The 21,808-nt window shown below is 67.8% G+C and carries 18 protein-coding genes; 4 read left to right on the forward strand and 14 right to left on the reverse strand.

From position 1 onward, the window contains the following. Positions 1 to 58 precede the first annotated feature (58 nt). From ASF14_RS17240 to ASF14_RS17250, 3 genes are all read right to left on the reverse strand, one after another. A complete protein-coding gene (locus ASF14_RS17240; protein ID WP_056437910.1) occupies positions 59 to 1,207 on the reverse strand; it encodes a glutathionylspermidine synthase family protein in 1,149 nt (382 codons plus the stop codon). Then, positions 1,204 to 1,581, reverse strand: a complete 378-nt coding sequence (locus ASF14_RS17245) for a hypothetical protein (protein WP_056437913.1) — start codon at positions 1,579 to 1,581, stop codon at positions 1,204 to 1,206. The genes ASF14_RS17240 and ASF14_RS17245 overlap by 4 nt, the downstream gene beginning before the upstream one ends. Before the next feature lie 105 nt (positions 1,582 to 1,686). After that, positions 1,687 to 2,055: a glycine zipper 2TM domain-containing protein gene (locus tag ASF14_RS17250; RefSeq protein WP_056437916.1), complete on the reverse strand. Its 369-nt coding sequence runs from the start codon at positions 2,053 to 2,055 to the stop codon at positions 1,687 to 1,689. Positions 2,056 to 2,157: 102 nt separating this feature from the next. Between ASF14_RS17250 and ASF14_RS17255 the strand changes: the two genes are divergently transcribed. After that, positions 2,158 to 2,577, forward strand: coding sequence for a secondary thiamine-phosphate synthase enzyme YjbQ (locus ASF14_RS17255; protein WP_056437919.1), 420 nt, complete (start codon positions 2,158 to 2,160; stop codon positions 2,575 to 2,577). 125 nt (positions 2,578 to 2,702) lie between these two features. Further along, complete coding sequence (locus tag ASF14_RS17260; protein WP_052811366.1) at positions 2,703 to 3,284, forward strand: CC0125/CC1285 family lipoprotein; 582 nt, start codon at positions 2,703 to 2,705, stop codon at positions 3,282 to 3,284. Between the two features lie 62 nt (positions 3,285 to 3,346). Here ASF14_RS17260 and ASF14_RS17265 read toward each other — a convergent pair whose 3' ends face one another. The 4 genes from ASF14_RS17265 to ASF14_RS17280 all read right to left on the reverse strand — a co-directional run bounded on the left by ASF14_RS17265 (position 3,347) and on the right by ASF14_RS17280 (position 8,098). Further along, entirely contained in the window at positions 3,347 to 3,697 is a 351-nt protein-coding gene (locus tag ASF14_RS17265; RefSeq protein ID WP_056437921.1) for a hypothetical protein, read from the reverse strand. A 251-nt stretch (positions 3,698 to 3,948) separates the two neighbouring features. Next, positions 3,949 to 6,693, reverse strand: coding sequence for a preprotein translocase subunit SecA (gene secA / locus ASF14_RS17270; protein WP_056437924.1), 2,745 nt, complete (start codon positions 6,691 to 6,693; stop codon positions 3,949 to 3,951). A gap of 108 nt (positions 6,694 to 6,801) precedes the next feature. Then, positions 6,802 to 7,062, reverse strand: a complete 261-nt coding sequence (locus ASF14_RS17275) for a hypothetical protein (RefSeq protein WP_056437926.1) — start codon at positions 7,060 to 7,062, stop codon at positions 6,802 to 6,804. Positions 7,063 to 7,258: 196 nt separating this feature from the next. Continuing rightward, entirely contained in the window at positions 7,259 to 8,098 is an 840-nt protein-coding gene (locus ASF14_RS17280; RefSeq protein ID WP_056437929.1) for an energy transducer TonB, read from the reverse strand. 82 nt (positions 8,099 to 8,180) lie between these two features. On the opposite strand from ASF14_RS17280, the gene argJ reads away from it, so the two are divergent. Both argJ and ASF14_RS17290 read left to right on the forward strand, forming a co-directional pair. After that, on the forward strand, positions 8,181 to 9,407 hold the full coding sequence (argJ, locus tag ASF14_RS17285; RefSeq protein WP_056437931.1) for a bifunctional glutamate N-acetyltransferase/amino-acid acetyltransferase ArgJ: 1,227 nt from the start codon (positions 8,181 to 8,183) through the stop codon (positions 9,405 to 9,407). A gap of 5 nt (positions 9,408 to 9,412) precedes the next feature. Beyond that, entirely contained in the window at positions 9,413 to 10,024 is a 612-nt protein-coding gene (locus ASF14_RS17290) for a glutathione S-transferase family protein (RefSeq protein ID WP_056437934.1), read from the forward strand. A gap of 234 nt (positions 10,025 to 10,258) precedes the next feature. On the opposite strand, the gene trxA is transcribed toward ASF14_RS17290, so the two are convergent. The 7 genes from trxA to ASF14_RS17325 all read right to left on the reverse strand — a co-directional run bounded on the left by trxA (position 10,259) and on the right by ASF14_RS17325 (position 21,708). Further along, entirely contained in the window at positions 10,259 to 10,579 is a 321-nt protein-coding gene (gene trxA, locus ASF14_RS17295) for a thioredoxin (protein WP_007404159.1), read from the reverse strand. A gap of 52 nt (positions 10,580 to 10,631) precedes the next feature. Next, complete coding sequence (gene addA, locus ASF14_RS17300) at positions 10,632 to 14,090, reverse strand: double-strand break repair helicase AddA (RefSeq protein ID WP_056437936.1); 3,459 nt, start codon at positions 14,088 to 14,090, stop codon at positions 10,632 to 10,634. A 138-nt stretch (positions 14,091 to 14,228) separates the two neighbouring features. Continuing rightward, positions 14,229 to 17,183 carry a PD-(D/E)XK nuclease family protein gene (locus ASF14_RS17305; RefSeq protein ID WP_056437939.1) on the reverse strand — a complete coding sequence of 985 codons (2,955 nt, stop codon included), beginning with the start codon at positions 17,181 to 17,183 and terminating at the stop codon, positions 14,229 to 14,231. Continuing rightward, entirely contained in the window at positions 17,176 to 17,931 is a 756-nt protein-coding gene (locus tag ASF14_RS17310) for a nucleotidyltransferase family protein (protein ID WP_056437941.1), read from the reverse strand. The genes ASF14_RS17305 and ASF14_RS17310 overlap by 8 nt, the downstream gene beginning before the upstream one ends. Next, complete coding sequence (locus ASF14_RS17315) at positions 17,928 to 18,896, reverse strand: aminoglycoside phosphotransferase family protein (protein ID WP_056438437.1); 969 nt, start codon at positions 18,894 to 18,896, stop codon at positions 17,928 to 17,930. Before ASF14_RS17315 ends, ASF14_RS17310 begins: the two co-directional genes overlap by 4 nt. Beyond that, positions 18,893 to 19,339 (reverse strand): tRNA (adenosine(37)-N6)-threonylcarbamoyltransferase complex ATPase subunit type 1 TsaE, encoded by a 447-nt coding sequence (gene tsaE, locus ASF14_RS17320; RefSeq protein WP_056437944.1) that lies wholly within the window; start codon positions 19,337 to 19,339, stop codon positions 18,893 to 18,895. The genes ASF14_RS17315 and tsaE overlap by 4 nt, the downstream gene beginning before the upstream one ends. Then, the gene (locus ASF14_RS17325; protein WP_056437947.1) at positions 19,336 to 21,708 is read right to left on the reverse strand and encodes a sensor histidine kinase; all 2,373 of its coding nucleotides are present in this window, start codon (positions 21,706 to 21,708) and stop codon (positions 19,336 to 19,338) included. The genes tsaE and ASF14_RS17325 overlap by 4 nt, the downstream gene beginning before the upstream one ends. Between the last annotated feature and the right edge of the window lie 100 nt (positions 21,709 to 21,808).

Raw genomic sequence — 21,808 nt, forward strand, 5'->3', positions numbered from 1 at the left:
ATCCTACTCAGGGAGCCACCGGCGCTGTCTTCTCCCAGACAGCGCCAGCCATGACGGATCAGCCGTCGATCACATGCGGCACGAACCGCGCGGTGTTCGAGGTGATCAGCCCGTCCTCGCGGATGCCCATCCCCACCGGCGCACCGTCCACGACCCAGCTGCCCAGCACCGGAAAACATCCCGGCGCCGCCTCCGGCAGACGGTAGAGCGACTGGTAGATATAACCTTCCTCGCCATAGTCTCCCGCCGTCTCCGCCACGATGCTCCCGGCCTTGCGGATCGAGACGTTTGCGCCCTCGCGCGACAATAAAGGCTTGGCCACCGCATCGCCGCTCGGCACCGAAAAGCTCGTGGGCAACAAATTGGTATGGCCGGGGAACAGGTCCCATAGTACCGGCAGGATCGCCTTGTTCGACCAGATCATCTTCCAGACCGGCTCGATCCAGGTCAGGTCGCCGCGCTCCAGATTGTCGAGCAGCGGCCCGGCAAACTCCTCATGGACCAGCCATTCCCACGGATAGAGCTTGAACAGCGCCTCGATCCGCATGTCCGCTTCGTCGACGAAGCAATGCGTGTCGTGGTTCCAGCCGATCCGGTCCATCAGGATGGGGACGGTGGTGATACCGGCCGCCTCGGCCGTATCGCGCAGATAGGCGGCGGTGACGGCATCCTCGCCCGCCGGGTCTTCGACATGCGCGACATGCAGCGTGGCGGGCAGAGCGGGCGCGATCTCGGCCCAGCGGGCGACCAGCGCCTCGTGCAGGCTGTTATACTGGTCGAGGGCGGGGAAACGCTCTTCCTTCCACGCCCATTGCACGACGGCCGCCTCCAAGAGCGATGTCGGCGTGTCGCAGTTGAACTCGAACAGCTTCGGAGCATCCGAACCGTCATAGCCCAGATCGAACCGCCCGAAATTCAATGCGGGCGGCTCGGCCTCCCAGGCTTCGCGGATCGGGTCGTGGAAGACGGGCGGAATGGCGAAACGGTTCAGAAGCGCGGGGTCGCTGACCACCGCCTCCCCCGCCGCCAGGAACAGCCGGTAGAGCTCGCCCGTCGCCCCTTCGATCGTGTCGATCTGGGCGCGGGTGAAACGATAGCAGGCGCTTTCGTCCCAATAAGGCCGCTCGCGCCCCTCATGCCAGATCAGGCCCAGCGCCTCGACCTTGGCCTGCCAGTCGGGTCGCGGCGTCAGCGTCTGGCGGATCATGCGTGGATGCTGCCGAAGCGCCGCGCCGAACTGCCAAAGCCCCCACGGCTGACGGCGGCGGACCGGGTCATTGCGCTACCGGGCGGAGCATAGGCATAGCGGGCGCCGGTCGCGGCACGGAAACTGCCGCCGGTCGCGCGTTCGCCGAACCAGGGGATGGCGCGGCCGCGACCCAGAAAATACCAGAAAGCCCCGCCACCACCGCCGACGCGATGCTGGCGGCAGCGATCGTCGGGCAGACGCACACCCTGCGCGTCGGTGCAGATCGCCGTGTCGCGATCGGTTGTCCAATTGTCATCGGCTTTGGCGCGATTACAGCCGCTTGCCAGCAGCGCCGCCGCCATCGCGGTCGTCAGTTTCAGATCAAATGCCATATCGGCCCTCCCGCGCGCATCATGATGCAGGAGCGTCGTCCTTGGCCAGAAAAATGAAAGGGCGCCGGTGAACCCTGTCACCGACGCCCTTCCTTTCTGCCACGCTTAGCGGCAGCGGACCTTGCCGCGATCGATCGAGCGGCCGAGCAGCGCACCGCCGCCTGCCCCCAGCAGCGTGCCCAGCGTACCGCCACCGATCACATTGCCCAGCACGCCACCGCCGACCGCGCCGACCACCAGGCCGGTGGTGCCGTCATTGCGCTTGCAATAGGTGCGGCCGTCGCGACCACGATAAATCTGGTCTTCGCGGCTCAGGCGACGCTCGCGATGATTGCCGCGGCGGTAATCGCGCGAGGCATCCCAATCGTCACGATCGCCATGCCAGCGATAGTCACGATCCTGGGCGACGGCGGGCGTCGCGGCGATGGGCGCGGCAACGGTAACGACGGCCAGAGCGGCGAGCAGGGCTTTCATGGCAGGTCTCCTTATCTTCAAGCCCGCACAACGCGCTTGCCGCGAACCTGTTCAATTCCAACGCGACTGGCACCGACGGGACGGGTCGGGCATTGAGGAGCGATGCGCCAAGCCACCACCATCATCACCGTCGACACCCATGGTCAGGGCCTGACCGAGATCACCCGGCCCGTCGCCGCCTGGGTCCGCGAACAGGGCATGGACGAAGGGCTGCTGACCCTGTTCTGTCGGCACACCTCCGCCTCGCTGATCATCCAGGAAAATGCCGCGCCCGAGGTGAAGACCGACATCCTGGACTATTTCGCGCGAATCGCGCCTGAGGACGCCCGCGCCTATGCCCATGACGATGAGGGGCCGGACGACATGCCCGCGCATCTGCGCAGCATCCTGACCGGCGTTCACCTGTCCGTTCCGCTGATCGGCGGGCGGCTGATGTTGGGGACATGGCAGGGCATCTATCTATTCGAACATCGCCGCGCACCGCATCGACGGCAAATTGCAATCCATATGGCAGGCGTGTGACGCACTATTCATCGCGGGAGCCAAACCGTTCATCGACCGTTCTGCCGGGATAGGTTAGACCGGCGCCAGCTACAGGGCTGTTGCCGTCCGGCCTGGTCGAGCGGCAAGGAAAGGAAGAAGTGTCCATGCAATTCGGTCGGAAGATCGCGCTCGCGCTGCTCGGCGCCAGCACCTTGATGGTCGCGGGATGTGCGACCGAAACCACCTATCGCCCGGCGACGGGTTCGGGCTTCTACCGCACCGGCTATTCGGACCAGCAGCTGGAGCCGGGTCGCTTCATCGTCAGCTTCGCGGGCAACACCGTGACGTCGCGCGACACGGTCGAGCGCTATCTGCTGTACCGCGCGGCCGAGCTGACGCTGGCCAATGGCTATGACTATTTCGTGATGGCCGACCGCGACACGCAGCTGCGCTCGCGCACCTATTCGACGCCCGGCGCCTTTGGGCCGGGCTTCGGCGGCTGGGGCGGCGGCTGGTGGGGCCCGTCGTGGCGCTATTATGGCCGCGGCTTCGGCTGGCGCAGCTGGGATCCGTTCTGGGGTGATCCCTTCTTCGGCAACAACATGGATATCAACACCATCGACCGCTACGAAGCGACGGCCGAGGTCGTGATGCGCAAGGGTCCGATCCCGCGCGACAATCTCCGCGCTTTCGACGCCCGTGCCATTGTCTCGACGATCGGGCCGACGGTGGTGATGCCGAAGTAATTCGGCCAAGGTATCGGATCACGGGGCGGTCACCTTTTGGGGTGGCCGCCCTTTTTCTTGATTTACGGGCGACCGCCACGCACCCGGCGCGCATTGACCATGCCGCGCAAGGCCTCGGTGCGGACCTGCAACTCGCGTTCCTCGGACGGTGACAGTCCGTCCTGCCCGAAGCGCTCCTCCAACGCGCCGATCGCGGCATTTTCGCGCCTGAAGGATCGAGCCTCGGCACGCGATATGTCGCCACTGCGCCGCCCCTCACGGATCGCGTGACGGATGTCGCGTCGGTCGGCCGCGACGCTCGGCTGATTGGGCATGGCGAGGATATCGGAGGGTGGCCCGGCGCTGACGAACTGCGAAGGCGCGGCAGTGGGTAAGGCGGCTGTTATGACGGCCAGCATCGCATAGTGCTTCATGATTGATCCTCCCTGTCGGCCGAGGATCGTCTCGCGTCGCTGAACAAGACCTGTCCATTCCTCCCCTGCAAGGGGAGGTGGCAGTCCGCAGGACTGACGGAGGGGTGTCACCCGTTGCGAAGTCAGTCCGCCCTCACCAGCGTTGACGCCCCTCCACCAGCTTCGCTGGTCCCCTCCCCTTGCAGCGGGGGAATGAAAAAGGGCGGCGAACCGAAGCCCGCCGCCCTCTTACGCTACCGATCGAAAAACGATCAGGCCGTCACCGCTCCGTGGCAATGCTTGTACTTCAGGCCCGATCCGCACGGGCACGGCGCGTTGCGGTTGACGCGACCTTCCCACTGCGAAGGATCGGTGCCCAGGTCCATGCCCTCGGGCTGCGGGATCTGCATCGGCGGCATCTGCGGCTGGAGCAGCCCGCGCGCGGCGGCGTCCCAATCGTTCGTATTGTCCTCGCCGGTGAACGGATCGAAGTGCGAAGTGATGAAGTCGGGCAGTTCGGGCAGTTCCGGCGGCGCCTGGAGCTGGAACTGGGCATAGGCGATGGTGCGCGTCACATCCTCGCGGATATTGTCGAGCATCCGCTGGAACAGCGAAAACGCCTCGTGCTTATATTCGTTGATCGGCGTCTTCTGCGCATAGGCGCGCAGGTGGACGACCTGGCGCAGCGCGTCGAGCGTCGCCAGATGCTCCTTCCAGTGATGGTCCAGATTCTGGAGCAGGATCGACTTCTCGACGCTGGTCCAGGTGTCGGGCTCCAACTCCTTGGCCTTGGCCTCGACCATCGCATCGGCCTCGGCGGAGACGCGCTCCAGCACGATCTCCGGGTCGATCGCTTCCTCGGTCATCCAGTCGTCGATCGGCGGCTCGAGGTTGAGCAGGTCCTTCAGCTGCTGCTTCATGCCCGCGACATCCCACTGCTCGGGATAGCTGTTGGGCGGGCAGGCGGTGCCGACGATCGCGTTGACCGTCTCGGCGCGCATGTCGGCGACGACTTCGCCCACCGTCTCGGCATCCATGATGTCGGCGCGCTGTTCGTAGATGACCTTGCGCTGGTCGTTCATCACGTCATCATATTCGACGACCTGCTTGCGGATGTCGTAGTTGCGCGCCTCGACCTTCTTCTGCGCGGTCTCGATCGCCTTGGACAGCCACTTGCTGCCGATCGCCTCGCCATCCTCGATATTGCTGCGCATCATCTTGGCGAACAGCGTGTCCGGGCCGAAGATGCGGAGCAGATCGTCGTCCAGGCTGAGGTAGAAGCGCGACAGGCCTGGATCGCCCTGACGGCCCGAACGGCCGCGCAGCTGGTTGTCGATGCGGCGGCTTTCATGGCGCTCGGTGCCCAGCACGAACAGACCGCCCGCCTCCAGCACCTTCTGCTTTTCGGCGACGATCTCGGTGCGGATGCGGGCGGCCGCCTCCTCATATTCCGGCGTGCCCTCGACCAGATCGGGATGCTCGTCGAGCATCCGGAATTCCAGGTTGCCGCCCAGCTGGATGTCGGTGCCGCGACCTGCCATGTTGGTCGCGATGGTGACGGCGCCCAGACGGCCCGCCTGCGCGACGATATGCGCCTCCATCTCGTGATAGCGGGCGTTCAGCACCTTATGCGGCACGGCTTCCTGGGTCAGGAATTCGCTGAGCAGTTCCGACTTCTCGATCGACACGGTGCCGACCAGCACCGGCTGCCCCTTGGCGGCATGGTCACGGATCTTCTTGGCGATCGCCAGGAACTTGTCCTGCGTGTTCTTGTAGAACTCGTCCTCCTCGTCGACACGCGCGATCGGCACGTTGGTCGGGATGGTGACGACGTTGATCTTGTAGATGTCGTAGAATTCGCCCGCTTCCGTGGCGGCGGTGCCGGTCATGCCCGAAATCTTCGGGTACATGCGGAAATAATTCTGGAAGGTGATCGAGGCCATGGTCTGGTTCTCGGGCTCGATATTGACGCCCTCCTTCGCCTCGACCGCCTGGTGCAGGCCTTCCGACCAGCGACGCCCGTCCATCATGCGGCCGGTGAATTCGTCGATGATGACGACCTTGCCGTCCTTCACGATGTAATCGGTGTCGCGCTTGAACATCATGTTCGCGCGCAGCGCCTGGTTCAGGTGATGGACGACCTGCGTATTCTCGAAATCATACAGATTCTCGCCCTGGAGCAGCCCGGCCGCCTCCAGCAGGCGCTCGGCACGTTCGGTGCCATCCTCGGTCAGGATGATCGACTTCTGCTTCTCGTCCTTCTCATAATCGTCGGCGGTCAGCTGCTTCACGATCGCATCGACGCCGATATACAGTTCCGACTTGTCGTCGGTCGGGCCGGAGATGATCAGCGGCGTGCGCGCCTCGTCGATCAGGATCGAGTCGACCTCGTCGACGATCGCGTAGTTGAAGGGGCGCTGCACCATCGACGAGCGCTCATACTTCATATTGTCGCGCAGATAGTCGAAGCCGAACTCGTTGTTCGTGCCATAGGTGATGTCGGCGTCATAGGCCGCGCGGCGCTGCGCATCGTCCAGATTGGGGATGATGGTGCCGGTGGTCAGGCCCAGGAAGTTATAGACCCGGCCCATGGTCGCGGCGTCGCGGCTGGCCAGATAGTCGTTGACGGTCACGACGTGCACGCCCTTGCCGGGCAGCGCGTTCAGATAGGTGGCGAGCGTGGCGACCAGCGTCTTGCCCTCGCCGGTGCGCATCTCGGCGATTTCGCCCCGGTGGAGCACGATGCCGCCGATCATCTGCACGTCATAGTGACGCTGGCCCAGCACGCGGCGCGCGGCCTCGCGCACCGTGGCGAAGGCTTCGGGCAGCAGGCTGTCGAGCGTGGCGCCGTTATCGAGCTGTTCGCGGAACTTCACCGTCTGCGCCGCGAGCTGCGCATCGGTCATCGCCTCCATCTCGGGCTCGAACGCGGCGATCTTGGCGACCGTCGGCTTGAGCGACTTGACGTAACGGTCGTTGGACGAACCGAACAGGGACTTGGCGAGGCCGCCGAACATAAGCGATTTCCTGACTGAAATATCGTGAGATGGGCGCAGCGCCGGTCGAAGCGGGGCGCGCGCGACTGCAATGGCAAGGGATGGGGTCGGCCAAGGCCGACGCCGGGGCTATTCGCGTCGACGGCCCATGAAGATCGCAGCGATCGGCCGGGGCGTGACGGCCCGGAACATACCGAGAGGTTCGGCGCTATCTACCAGCGCGACAAGCGCCTGCACCGGCCGCGTCGCGGCGCGCGCAACGGCGGCCTGCTTGGCGGCGGCCACGACACAGCGCTCGGCAACGACCCCGCGCGCCTCCTGCGCGCGCGCACTCGCACCCACGCCGGTCAGCGCGGACAAAAGAGCGGAAAGGAGCAGAAGCAGGTTCATGCGAGGCTTGTCTTAGGCAGATACGCGCGGCGCGTCCATCCGTTGCATGGCATCGCGCGCCGTAGCCGACATCAACATTTGTTGAGCGGCATCTGCCACCAGACGTTGAACGTCCGGTATACACCAATGACCGCGAGCACGATGTTTCGAAGCCCGACCCCTGCGCCCCAGATGCGCTCCCGCTCCAGCATGCCCCTTATTCTTCGGACGGGAAGCGATAGCCGAGGCGGACCAGCGCATCGACCTGCGACACGGCGATGGCGGGTGTCGCACCGGGGCCCGTCTCTGTCTGTCCGCCACAGGGCGATGGAATGGGCATACCCTTTTCCCAAAGGCGCAGGTCACGCTTGCAATCGATGAAGCGTCCCTCCGACGTCACGCCATATGTGACGTTCATATCGCTGAGAAGGGTCAGGTCCTTTGGCCAAAGCGCGGGATCGTGAGCCGCCGCGTTTGGGGCATAGTCGATCAGGAAGCGCCCTTCGAAGCGGCGTGTGACGGGCTTCCCGGTCTGGCGGGTAATGGCATCGATCAGGCGACGGGCTATCCCGTCGCACATGGGGCCGCTCCTTGCGACCAGCGGTTGCTGCGATGGCCTTCCGCCCTCGCATTTCAGGACGCGCCCATCGGGTTCGGCGACGAGACGCAGCGTTACCGGCATGATCGCAGGGTCTTCCGATCCACCGCCACCGGGCAATTGCCATCGTATTCTCAGCGAATAGCGGCTCGGCACCGGCTTACCCTGGGCGTCCTTGGCTGGAGAGAACAATCCAGCGCCAGTTACCGTAAGCCGACAGGTTTGTATGGCAAGGTTCTGAGATGCCGCCTCGACCACCTTGCATTCGGTCACACGCCCGGCCGCGTCGATCTCGAGATCGACGATGACCCGGCCCTGCTCGCCCGCTCGAAGTGCGGAGGGAGGATAATTGTCAGGACCGAAAAGCGTTCGCATGACCTCGCCGGAAATCTGTGCCTTCGGCTCTTGCTGAGCCGAAGCCGGGAGCGCGATCGCCGCCATCGCCATCGCTACGATCATCCTATGAAATCCCCCGAAACCACGACTGTCACCAGATATCACCCGTTGCAGCGCGCGCGCGCAAGCGGCAAAGCACGGGGCCATGAGCATCGCCACCTCTCCCCTCGCCCAGCCCTTTCCCGCTCTGCCCGCGATCGACGGCGTGACGCTGCGCGTCGCCCGCGCGCAGTATAAAAAGTGGGATCGCTGCGACCTGACCTTCGTGACGCTGCCCGAAGGGACGAGCGTGGCGGGGGTGCTGACCACCAGCAAATGTCCGTCGCCGGAGGTGGAATGGTGCCGCAAGGCGCTGGTGCTGGGCCAGGCCCGTGCGCTGGTGGTGAACGCGGGCAATTCCAATGCCTTTACCGGCCACCGGGGCCGCGCCGCCGTCGAGGCCATCGCCGCGCGCACCGCCGCCGCGATGGAGTGCCAGCCTTCGGACGTGTTCGTCGCCTCGACCGGGGTGATCGGCGTGCCGCTGCCCATCGACAAGGCGGAGGCAGGCCTCGACGCCGCCTTCACCGCCGAGCCCTGTGGCTGGGAAGACGCCGCCGCGACGATCATGACCACCGACACCTTCGCCAAGGGTGCAACGACGACCGCCGTCGTCGATGGCCGCACGGTGACGCTGGCGGGCATCATCAAGGGTTCGGGCATGATCGCGCCGGACATGGCGACGATGCTGGGCTTCATCTTCACCGACGCGGCCGTCGCGCCGGAATTCCTGCAACGTGTGCTGATTGCCGCCAATGGCCGCAGCTTTTCGTGCATCACGGTCGATGGCGACACCTCGACCAGCGACACGGTGTTGGCCTTTGCGACGGGCAAGGCGGGCAATGCGCCGCTGATCGACGACGAGAGCGACGGGGCGGATGCCTTCCGCGCGGCGCTGACCGATCTGTGCCATCAACTCGCACTGCTGGTCGTGCGCGATGGCGAGGGTGCGACCAAGCTGATCGAAGTCCGTGTCGAGGGCGCGGAGAGCGACCGTTCGGCGCAACGCATCGCCATGTCGATCGCCAACTCGCCGCTGGTGAAGACCGCGATCGCGGGCGAGGACGCCAATTGGGGCCGCGTCGTCATGGCGGTCGGCAAGGCGGGCGAACCGGCCGAGCGCGACAGGCTGTCGATCCGCTTCGGCGAGACGCTGGTCGCCAAGGACGGCTTGGCGGTCGAGGGCTATGACGAAGCGCCCGTCGCCGCACACCTGAAGGGACAGGAGATCGCGGTCGGCGTCGATCTGAGCCTGGGCGAAGGCGTCGCGACGGTTTGGACCTGCGACCTGACCCACGGCTATATCTCGATCAACGCCGATTACCGGAGCTGAAGCCGATGCTGACCATCTGGGGCCGGATAAACTCGCACAACGTCAAGAAGGTCGTCTGGCTGGCCGAGGAGATGGGGCTGGCCTATGACCGGCGCGATGTAGGTGGCCCGTTCGGCATGGATGAGGCGTACCGCACGCTCAATCCCAACGCGCTGATTCCGACGATCGAGGATGACGGCTTCGTGCTGTGGGAGTCGAACAGCATCCTGCGCTATCTGGCGGCGACGCGGGGTGGCGAGGCTTTCTATCCCGTCGATCCGCAGGCCCGAGCCTCGATCGAGCGGTGGATGGACTGGGGCTTTACCTGGGCCGATGCGATCCGACCGATCTTTTTCCAGATGGTACGCACGGCCCCCGAAGCGCGCGACACCACGCTGATCGAGCGGAGCGTGGCACGGGCGGCGGGGCTGTCCGCGATCCTCGACGATGTGCTGACGCGGCAGGAATGGCTGTCGGGTGTCTCGTTCGGGATCGGGGATATTCCGGTCGCGGCCTATGCGAATACGTGGTTCCAACTGCCGGTCGAGCGGCCTTCGCGGCCAAATTTGGAGCGCTGGTATGCGGCGTTGCAGGCGCGTCCGCCGTTCCGCGACGTGGTGATGATCCCGCTGAGTTGAGCCCAATAAAAAGCCCCTCCCGCAGGCGGGAGGGGTTTGGGGGGGAGTGCCGCGAGCGCTAGTCTCGGTGAAACCTCCTGCCCTCCCCCATCCCCTCCCGCTTGCGGGAGGGGCGTGCCAAGCGGCATAGGGTCGGATCAATCACCGCTCCTTCTTCCTCCCCTCCCGCAGGCGGGAGGGGATCGAGGGGAGGGAAAGGTGTCTCACCGAGACCTCCCCAAAACCGTCTAAACCTTACAGCGCGCCTTCCAGCCAGGCCTTGATCCGGCCCTTGGGCTCGGCGCCGACCTTGGTCGCGGCGGCGGCACCGCCCTTGAACAGGATCATCGTCGGGATGCCGCGCACGCCGTAACGGCCCGGCGCGTCGGGATTGTCGTCGATGTTCAGCTTGGCGATCGTCACCTGCTCGCCCAGTTCTTCCGACAGCTCTTCCAGCGACGGGCCGATCATCTTGCACGGTCCGCACCATTCGGCCCAGAAATCGACCAGCACCGGCTTGTCGGAGTTCAGGACGTCCGCTTCGAAGCTGGCGTCGGTGATCTGCTTGGTTGCCATAGTCTCAATACTCCTTGGATTGTCATCCATCTAGGACGCGCGCGTCGGTCGCTCAACCACCGAGCGCCAAGCTTTGCTCCCGGTCGCGATAGCCGGGCTTGTGCGCGGCCAGCAGCGCATCGGGCACGGTGATCAGGCGAGGCCCCGCCGTGTAGAGCAGCGCCACTGACACCCGCCGACCCGGAAAGATCACCTCCAGCGCGGCGGCATAACCCGCCATCTGCGCCAGATGGAATGCGGGCACATCGTCGATCCCGCCGGGCGCGCGCCGCCCGGTCTTATAATCGATCAGGCGTATCTCGTCGGCATCGACCAGCAGCCGGTCGACCCGACCCGACACGACAAGACCATTGGCCAGCGTCGCCGCGATCGGCGCTTCGGCCAGCGAACCGGGGCCGAACAGCGGCGCATAGGCCGGATCGTCGAGGATCGCGAAGACCGCCCCCGTCACGTCCGCGCGCATGGCCGGATCCTCGACCCCCGCCGCCTGGGAAAGCCAGCGCTCGGCCGCCCCGCGCCGCTGCTCCGGTGCCACTGGCGGCAGACGTTCGAGCAGACAGTGGATCAACCGCCCCCGCTCGGCGGCGGCGCGCATGGCGGGCGTGGGGGGTGGATCGGCGACCATGTCCTCGCCCAGCTGCGACGGTGCGAGCGGGCGCGGCGGCCGCGACTCCTGCGGCGCGGGCGCATGAACCCAGTCGGGCAGCCGCGTCTCGTCGCGCGCCGCCGCCACGACCACGGTGCCGGGGCGGGCCGCGACCGGCGGCTGTGGCAGGGTGCCGAGGAACTGGCGTGACTGGCCGTCGCCCGGCTCGACCTCGGGCACACCCAGCGCAGTCATCGCGCGGGCGCAAGTCGCGTACCAGCTGTGCATCGGCGGTACGCCCGCCGCCCGCTTGCCCAGCGCCCCGGCGACCACCAATTGCTCCTCCGCCCGCGTCGCCGCGACGTAGAAGAGCCGCCAATGCTCGGCCAGCTCACGCGCGGCAATCTCGGCGGCGACGGCATCCAGCGGCCCGCCCCGTTCCTCGGCGCGCGGCGGGAAGACCGGGATCGGCAATGCCCCCGGCTCTGGCGTCCAGCGCAGGATCGAGCGGGGGCTTGCGGTCGGATCGGCGGTCGCGTCGGCCAGGATGACGAGCGGCGCCTGCAACCCCTTGGAGCCATGCGCGGTCATCACCCGCACGGCGTCGAGCGGCGCGGAGGGATCGCGCACGATCTCGACATCGCCGCGATCGAACCAGTCGAGGAACCGCTGGAGCGAGGGCGTCGTCGTGCTCTCGAAGGTCAGCGCGGCGTTGAGCAGTTCCTCGATCGGATCGCGCGCCTCGGTCCCCAGCCGCCGGATCAGCTTGCGCCGCCCGTCGAGCGGCCCGGACAGCAATTCCTCTAGAAACTGGTAGGGCGTCGACACATCGGCACGTGCCAGCATCTGGCGGAGCGGGGCCAGATCCTCGGCGGGCAAGGTCCGCGTCAGATGCGCCCAGAGCGATCCCCGCGCCCGGTGCCCGGCCGCCATCAACCGATCCTGCGACCAGCCGATCAGCGGCGACACCAGCAGCGACGCCAGCGACAGGTCGTCCTCAGGCTGAAGCGCGAACCGCACCGTCGCCAGCAGATCCTGTACCGCCAGCGGCGCGTTCAGCCGCAGACGGTCGACACCCGCCACCGGCACTCCCTCGGCATAAAGCCGCGCGACGATCAACGAGGCGAGGTCGCCGCGCCGCTTGACCAGGATCATGATGTCCTGCGGCTCCAGACGGCGTCCCTTGCTCTCCAGCATGACACCGTCGTCCAGCCAGCGACGGACGGCGCGCGCGATATCGGTCGCCACTTTGCGCACCGCATCGTCGATCCAGCCTTCCTCGTCCTCGTCGCTACCGCCCGCCACGACCGGCGGCCAGAGCGTGACGCGGCCGGGACCCTTCACCTCGCTGGCATGGCGCTCCACTTCGCCCGCCATGCCCATGCCCGGCTCGCCCAGCGCCTCAATGGCGGCGTCGACGAACTCCAAGATCGGCGTGGTCGAACGGAAACTGTGAGTCAGCGACAACTGGTTGAACGGCAGGCCGCGTTCCTCGGGCGGCCATTCGTCATCGCCCGCCACCTCGTCCGCGCGGCGCGAGAAATGCAGCTCGGCCGCCTGGAAGTTGATCGGGTCGGTGCCCTGGAAACCGAAGATCGCCTGTTTGTGATCGCCCACGGTGAACAGCGTTCGCGTGGACGGCGCATAGAGGCCGCGCCCGACGAAGAATTCGTCGGCCAGCGCGCGGACGATCCGCCACTGATGCGCGTTGGTGTCCTGCGCCTCGTCGATCAGGACATGCTCGGTCACCTGGTCGAGCTTGTAGCGGACCCATTCACCGATGCCGGGCCGCTCCAGCAGCTCGACGGTGGTGCGGATCAGGTCGTCGAAATCGACCGCCCCGATGGCGCGCTTCGACAAGGTATAGGCACGCGCATAGTCACGCCCCACGCTCAGCGCGTCGGCGAGCAGATCGGCATGGCTCGCCCGCGCCGCCAGGCTGAGCAGATGGCGGCAGGTCTCACCCAGTTCGCGCGCCATGTCCTCATAATCGGGATCGGCGTCGGTCAGTTTCTTCGACGCCTTGCGCGGGTCGCCCTTGGCGGTGAAGACCGTGCCCATCAATTCGTCGAGCAGCGCCACCCGCCCCGCCCGGTCGCTGCCGATCCAGCGCTCCAGCGTCGTTGCCGCCTTGTCGCCGGTCGCGGTGCCCCAGGCGCGGTTCGCCCCCGCCAGACGGACGACCGCGTCCTCGTCGATTTCCTCGACACCCTCGGCAATCGCCTCGTCGATATCCCCCGACGGCAGATCGAGCGCACGGCGGAGCCAGGGCTGGATGCCGGTGGGCAGCGCCTCCAGCGCACCCGGCGCGCGGGCGCAGGCGGCAAGGAAAGCCTCCGCTCCGCCCTCGCCCAGCCGCAGCGACAGCGCGCCGACCGTCTCGACCGGGCCGACACGGCCCTCGCGCTCGGCGGTTTCGAGCATCCGCGCCAAGGCCTCACGCGCCAGCACGGCTTCCTCGCGCGCTTCCAGCGGGCGGAAGCCCGGCGCAAGCCCGGCCTCGACCGGGAAGGCTGCGAGCAGCCCCTGGCAAAAACCATGGATGGTCTGGATGCGCAGACCCCCACCCGGCGCGTCGAGCACGCGGGCGAACAGGGTCCGCGCGCGGTCGCGCAGGTCCGGCGTCGGCGTTTCGCCCAGCGCCTTCAGGTCGAGGAACAGCTCGGTCTCGGGCATCCGCACCCAGGCGGCGAGGCGCCCGTTGATCCGCTGCGCCATTTCGGCGGCCCCGGCCTTGGTGAAGGTCAGGCACAATATCGCCTCGGGCGCGACGCCGCGCAGCAGCAGGCGGAACACGCGGGCGGCAAGCACCTGCGTCTTGCCGGTGCCCGCCGAAGCGGACAGCCAGACATGCGCGGCGGGGTCGCTCGCGGCGGCCTGGTCGCCCTTGAGCGGGGGGAGGTTGGCCATGGGCCGGGCGCTCATGCGGCATGCTCCGGGCCGCGAGAGTCCCGTGCGCTTCGACTTCGCTCAGCGTGAACGGAGGTAGGACCCAAGCCCCCGCTCCGTTCGGCCTGAGCGAAGTCGAAGGCCACGCCGTTACGTGCTAACACAGCCCAGGATTTACCGATCACGGCCATACCATTCATCCCGCCGCATCAGCTGGTCATATTCCGCATAGGGCGCATATTCGGGCACCAGTTTCGCGGTAAACGGCGCATCGCCGGTCAACCACTGCCCCGCCGCCTCGGCGAAGTTCGCCGCTGCGATGGACACGAACTCGTCGGTCCGAATGCGTTCGCGTTTACCATCAGGGTCGACCGGGGTGGCGATATAGCCCAGCCCCTCGCGCCCGCGCCCCAGCGACCAATATTCGAATCCGCCCGCCTTGCCGGACACATTCTCGAACCCGCCCCGCTCGGCGATCAGGCCGAGCAGGCCGAGTTGCAGGCTGAACCCTTCGCGCACTGCCGTCGTGGAGGGTGGCTTGCCGGTCTTATAGTCGATCACCACCAGCGACCCGTCCGCCGCCTTGTCGATCCGGTCGAACCGGCCGGTCAGCGTCACGCCCGCCAGCTTGGCCTCGCCCTTGCCCTCGGCGCTCAGGACATGGCGGCCCTCGCCCGCCTTGGCGGCGACCTCGGCGGCGATCCAGTCGATCGCCTCGATCAACCGGGGCTGCCACAGCGCGCGCATCATCGGATGGGTCCGCTGGTCGCGCAGCATCGCCAGCGCAAGGGGACGCAGCGCCTCAACATCGCAAGCGTCCTCCCTCCACCACATCTCCAGAATGTCGTGGACGGCGGTCCCGCGCCACGCCGCGCTGGGATCGGCATCGACCGGGTCGAGCGGTGACAGGCGCAGCACCCGGCGCGCATAGAAGGCGTAAGGGTCGGCCTTGAGCCGGTCGACCTCGGTCACCGAGATCGTGGTGGGCCGGAGCGCAGCGGGCGGCTTGGGCGCGGGCCGGTCGACGGGCGCGTAATCGTCCGGTCGGTCGAGCTCGACCGCCCAGCGCGCCAGCGAAGGATGCGCCTCGAACCGCTCGCCCGCCATGGCCTGAAGCCGCAACCAGAAGCGCGAGGCCAAAGTCGGCCCGCTCGCATCGCGGCGCGCGCGGGTCAGGATCGCGCGGGGAGCCCCCATCGCCTGTGCCAGATCATGCGCGGCGATGCCGATCCGCTGCTCCAGCCCGACCAGCCCCAACAGCGAGCGGATACGCGGCGCCAGCCACGGGTCCGGCGCAGGCCGCCCCGGCCAGACACCCTCGTTCAGGCCGCCCGCGATCATCAGGTCGGCCGTCTGAAGACGTGCCTCGATCGGACCATAGATGGCCAGGCGGGGATGCTGGCCTTCGCGCGGGATGGCGCGGATCGCGATCTCGTCGAACAGGCTGCGAAGCAGCGCGGGCAGCTCGGCGGGATCGACCCGCGCGGGGCCGTGATCGGCCTCTTCCTCGTAACCCGCCAGGAACTCCGCCGCCGCGCGACCGGCGGGGCCGGTCCATAGCGCATCGCCGCACAGGGTCTGCCCGCATTCGCGCAGACAGGCGAGCAGGCTGCGCAACCCCTGCGGCCCATCGCCGAAGGTTCGACCCACCGCCTCCAGCATCGGCGCGGCCTTGGTCCAGAAGGCGGAAGCCGTGGGCTTGTCGGCGACATGCGCGGCGATGCCGTCGAGCCCCGGCGCCGGACGCGGCCCCCTGAGCGCCCGGTCGAGCGCACGGACGCCGTCGAGCCATTCCACCCGCTCCATCTCGCCCCGGATCAGCGGGTGCTTGAGCAAAGCGAGCAGCGGCAACGGTGCGAAATGCTGCGCCGCCGCTTCGGCCAGTTGAAGCAGGAAGGTGCCCGGCAACAGGATCGACAAGGGCCGCCCTGCCGTATCGTCGATCAGGATGTTCCAGCGCCGACAATGCGCCGCCACGCGCCGCGCCAGCGCGCGGTCGGGGGTGACGAGCGCGGCGGTACGGCCCGGCTCCTCGACCGCCTCGCGCAGTGCCAGCGCGATGGCCTGTGCCTCTTCGGCGGGGGTGGCGAGTTCGATGGTGGACACACCCGACAGCCGCCGGTCCTCGGCGGGCAGGTCGGTCCATTTGCCGGTGAAGTCGGCCGGGGCCATGGCATTGGCGATGGCACGGCCTCGCGCGGCCCCCGCGTCATAATCACCACCGCCACGCCACACCGTCACCTCGCCACGCCCGACGCCCATCCGGTCCAGCAGGAGTTTCAGCGCGTATTGCGGGTGCGTCTCGATCGAGCGGCGGGTGCGGCCCGTCTCGGGGTCGGGCTTATGGGGCCCCAACGCATCCCATTCCGCGTCGGGCATGGTCAGATCCAGCCCGGCGAACACCACCGAGCCGCCCGGCATCTCCGACACGCAGCGCAGCAGCCGCGCGACCGCAGGCGCGGTATCGGTGACACCCGCCGCACACACGAACCCGGCGGGCTGCGCCTGCGCCCAGCGCTTGGCCGTCCGGTCGAGCAGCAGGGTGCGGCGCTTCGCCGCATCGATCCGCCCCATCCGCTCCAGCACGGCGGGCCAGCGGTCGAGCACGACCGAAAAGGTCGCCAGCGCCGACTGCCAATGCTCGGTCAGCTCGGGGCCCAGGTCGAGCGCGGCGAGTTCGGCCGGGTCGACCTCCTCGACCAGCATCTGGTCCAGCGTACGGGCCAGATCGCCCGCCAGCCGAACGGCTTCGGCCGCCGTCACTGGCTGGCCCGCACGTTGCCGCTCCTGCTCGACCAGCCGCGCCAGGATCATGCGTCGCGCGGAGGGCGCGATGGCGGGCGGCGGGGGTGCTTCGGCATCGGCGGGGTCGAGCGCGGAGCCCGCCGCCTCGCCCAGTTCGGGATCGCCCAGCGCGACCATGCGCGGCAGGATCAGGCCGCCGCCGCTCGCGCGGACGAACGCCTCGGTCACCGCGCGGACGCCGCGATTGGTCGGCAGCAGGATCATACCCTGCGCCAGTGTCAGCGGATCGCCACCGCTGCGCCGCATCAGCCCGGCGACCAGTGCATCGGCAAAACCACGATGCGCCGGAATGGTGTGCAGCCTCGGGCGGCGTGGCTCACCCATCCGCGAGGATCAGCTCCGTCTGCGGGATGGCGCGCGGGGTGCCGACATCGAACCACAGCCCCTGATGCACCTGCCCGAAAGCGCGACCCGCCTCGATCGCGCGGTTCCAGAACAGGTTGGTCGAGAAGGGCCCCTCGGGCGGGTCGGCGATCAGGCGCGGGTGCAGGATCTGAAGCCCGGTATAGGAAAAAGGGGCGACCCGGCCGCGCTGCCGCCGCGCGGTGATCCGGCCATCGGCGCCAAGGTAAAAGTCGCCCTGCCCGTTATGATTGTGCGCCCGCGCCAGCGGCACCATCAGGAGGAGCGCGTCCATCGTCGCCTCGTCCCAGCGCGAGGCGAGCAGGCGGATCGCGTCGACCGGGCCGTCGATCCACAGATTGTCGCTGTTGACGACCAGGATCGGATCGTCGCCCAGCAGGGGCTTGGCCTTGACCAGCCCGCCGCCGGTTTCGAGCAACTGCTCACGCTCGTCCGAGATGATGACTTCGATCCCCGGAAAGCGATCCTTCAGATGCGCTTCCAGCTGGTCGGCGAGATAGTGGACATTGACCACCGCGCGCTCGATCCCCGCCGCGACCAGCCGGTCGAAGACATGGTCGATCAGCGGCTTGCCCGCCACCGACACCAGCGGCTTGGGGCGCGTGGCGGTCAGCGGACGCATCCGCTTGCCCAACCCCGCCGCCATCACCATCGCGGTGCGCGGCACCCGGCCCGAAGGCATGGGACGAAGCGAGAGTTGCCGAGTCATCGGGACAGTACCTTCGGGTCGCCGCGCAGCTCGGGCGGCACATTGTCATCGAACCAGGTGGCCACCGGCGCCAGCACCGGCTGCGACAGATCGCGTTCCAGATAGGCCCAGACACGCGGGCACAGCGCAGCATAACGCGGCTTGCCGTCGCGCTTCCAGAGGCGGGTGAAAATGCCGACGATCTTGGCATTCCGCTGTGCGCCCAGCACGTGATAGGCGTTTAGGAAGGCTTCGCCTTCGCCGGTCGCGGCCAGATAGCGCCTGAGCATCGCCTCTTCGATCGAGGGCTCGACATCGCGCCGCGCATCCTGGAGCAGCGAGACGAGGTCATAGGCCGGATGCCCGGCCAGCGCATCCTGGAAGTCGAGCAAGCCGAGCGTCCGTTTCGGCCCTACCAGCATCAGATTCTCGACATGATAGTCGCGCAGCACCGTGACGGGCTTGTCTGTCAGCGCATGGGCGAACACCTGGTCCCAGGCCGCGCGATAACCCTCGACATCGACATCCAGACCGAGGGCGGGCGTGTACCATTCGGGTAAAAGCGCCGCCTCACGGTGAAGGACGGCGGTGTCATAGGGCGCCAGCCCCTCGGGCGCATGGTTCCGCAGCGCGGCCAGCAGGTCGACCGCATCGCTGTAGAGTTGCACCGTCGCATCGGGATCGGCCTCGATCGCCTCCCGCATCCGGTCGTCGCCGAAATCCTCGATCAGGACGAGGCCGCGTTCCTCGTCCGCACCAAGGATCGTCGGCGCGGCAAAGCCCTTGCCGACCAGCCAGCGGGCAATGGCGATGAAGGGACGCGGGTCCTCATGCGGCGGTGGCGCGTCCATCAGGACGGCGCGGCGCGCCCCCTGCGTCACCCGGAAATAACGGCGGAACGAGGCGTCTCCGGCGAGCGGGGCGATCACCGCCCCCTCCCATCCCAGCGTCGTCAGAAAGGCGGGCGCATCCGCCGGAGGGGTCATATCGGCCATCGGTTTTCCCAGCCCGAGGGGATCTTTGCTGTCAAGATACGTCCGCCGCCCGGATCCATCTCGATGGTCAGCGCCAGCGCCTGCGGCCAGGCGCCCTCGCCTGCCCGGTCGGGCCATTCGACGATCAGCGCAGAGTCCCACAGCGCCTCGTCCAGCCCCAGTTCCTCCATCTGCTCCGGCCCGTCGAGGCGGTAGAGATCGACATGCAGGACCGGGATCATGGTCTCGGGCGGGGCATAGGGCTGGACGATGGCAAAGCTCGGGGATGGGGCCTCACCGGGCAGGCCGAGCGCGGCGAGCAGCCCGCGCGCCAGGCTGGTCTTGCCCGCCCCCAGCGTACCGGTCAGCGTCACCACATCGCCGGGACGGAGATGCGCCGCCAGTCGCCGCCCGAATTCCTCGGTGGCGGCGGCATCGGCCAGCCGGATCGTCATGGATTTTCCTTTTCCGGCACGCGCCGGGGCAATTCGACGGTGACCAGCGTGCCCTCGCCCGGTTCGGACAGAAGGGTAACGGTGCCACCGTGCGCCTCGACGAATTTCTTGGCGAGCGGCAGGCCGAGGCCCAGCGCACGCTCGCCGGTCGCCTTGATGCCCGGCTCGGCAAAACGATCGAAGGCGCGCGCGACGGCTTCCTGGTCCATGCCCTGCCCGTCGTCCGATACCACGATCCGCGCCCGCGCCGAATCACCATCGGCGTGGAGCAGGATGCGCCCGCCCTCCGGCGTCTGCTCGACCGCATGGCGCAGCAGATGCTCGATCGTCTCCTGCAACCGGCGGCGGTCGCCGGTGATCCGGCCGAGCGAGCGATGCACCTCGACCGCGAAGTCGAGCTTGCGGCGTCCCGCGATCGGCCGGATCGTATCGGCCGCCGCCCGCGCGACGCGGGCCAGTTCGACATCCTCGCGCGCGATGCCGCCATCCGCCTGGTCGCGGGTCAGGTCGAGCACATCGTCGACCAGCAGGCCCAGCCGCTCGGTCGATTCGAGGATCGCCTCGACATAGCTGGTCGCCGTCTCCGGCAACGGTCCGGCAAACCCACCATGCAGCATCTCGGCAAAGCCGCTGATCGAGGTCAGAGGCGTGCGCAGCTCATAGCTCATATTGGCGACGAAGGCGGTCTTGACCTTGTCCGCCGCCTCCAGCGCATCGGCGCGATCCCGCAAGGCTTGTTCGGCGCGGCGGCTGTCCGTGATGTCGAGCAGCGTGAACAGCGCATTGCCATCGGGCAGCGGCACGCCCGCAAACTCGAAATGTCGCCCATCGGCAAAGGCGACGCGCCCGCCGCGCTGCTGCCGCTCGATCGTCGCGGAGCGGACCAGATCGACGATCAGCGCCGAGCGTCCCGGCGTCGCCAGCCGCTCCGCCACGCGCTCGGCAAAGGCATCGACACGCGGATGGCTGGTCAGGAAATCCTCTTCCAGACCCCAGAGTGCGCGGAAGCGGTTGTTCCACAGCTGCAACCGGCCATCAGCGGCGAACACGCCCAGCGCCTCGAACAGATTGTCGAAGGTCGCGGTACGGACACGCAGCAGCGTGTCGCGCGCGGAGGCCAGCTGCACCTCCTCGGTCCGATCCTCGAAGATCATCAGCAGACCGCCGTCCGGCAACGGCTGCGCCACGACGCGCAAATGCGTGCCGCCGGGCAGATGCCATTGCTCCTCAATCCCGCCGCTCGCCTGGCGAAACCAGCCGACCCGCTCCGCCTTCCAGCCGGGGAAGTCGCGGACTTCGGGGCTGCGATTGGCCTCGCGCATCCGCTCCAGGATACGGTCGAATTCGGGATGGTCGGCCAGCCACTCGGCGCGCATCGCGAACATGCGGCGAAAGGGCTGGTTGCAGAAGACGAGGCCGCGATCCGGTCCGAAATGCGCGACCGCCGCCGACAGCCGGTCGAGCATCGCGCGCTGCGCCTCGGCAAAGCGCTTGGCGCCCGCGCGCGACTGTTCCAGATCCTCGATATCGACCGCGAAACCCGCGATGCCGCCGGTCGGCAGCGGGACGTCGAAGATGCGCAGCGCCCGGCGCGCGCCGTCGATGGTGGCGGGCAGGACCTGCTCGTGCGGCCGCCCCTGATCCCGCGCCGCCGCCGCGCCCGCCAGCGGACCGCCGCGCCCCGACCCCTCGACCAGTTCCAGGCCGCGCCCGACGACATCGGCGGCATCCCGTCCCTCGACCGCTTCGACATAGGCGGTGTTGACCATGGCGAGGCGCAGATCGGCGCCGCGATACCACATGGGCAGCGGGGCGGCCTCGATCAGTCCGGTGAGCGCCTGGAACGCATCGCCAAGCCGCCGGGCCTCGCCGTCGAGGCGGACGATCTCGTCCTGCGTCTCGGTCATGTCGAAGACCCATATGACGACCTCTCCGGCCGCGCCCTGATGCGCGGGCGCGCGGGCGCCGTCGAACAGCAGGGTGCGCACCGATCCCTGCGGCCGGACGATCCGGCGGAAACGGCGTCCGGTCTTCTGCGCGGCGTTCAGATCGGCGGCGAGCAGCGCCTTGTCCTCAGGCGTAAGCCCGGCGTCTTCATAGGCCAGTTCCTCGAGGAAGCGCGCCACATCGGCCAGCCCCAGCCAGTCGGCCAGCCGCCGGGGCATTTCGATCCGCCCGTCGCTGCGGATCACCATCGCCTGAGCGGGACCGGCGCGCAGCATCGCATCGAGCCGGTCCCGCTCCAGCCGTACCGTCGACGCCTCCGCCCGGGCGCGGACACCCAGATAGAGCAGCACCATGCCGATCACGATCAGGGCACAGGCGCCTGCACCCAACAGGACCGCCTCGGTGTCACCGATCGCAATCATCCGAGAAAGGCCGGGCCGAAACGCTGCATCCGCCCATCTCTAGCCCGATCGGCACGCGATACGCCATAACGAAGACGCGGAGCCGTGGGACGCAGTCAAA

The sequence above is a fragment of the Sphingomonas sp. Leaf257 genome (assembly GCF_001422185.1).
GTDB classification, from domain to species: domain Bacteria; phylum Pseudomonadota; class Alphaproteobacteria; order Sphingomonadales; family Sphingomonadaceae; genus Sphingomonas; species Sphingomonas yabuuchiae.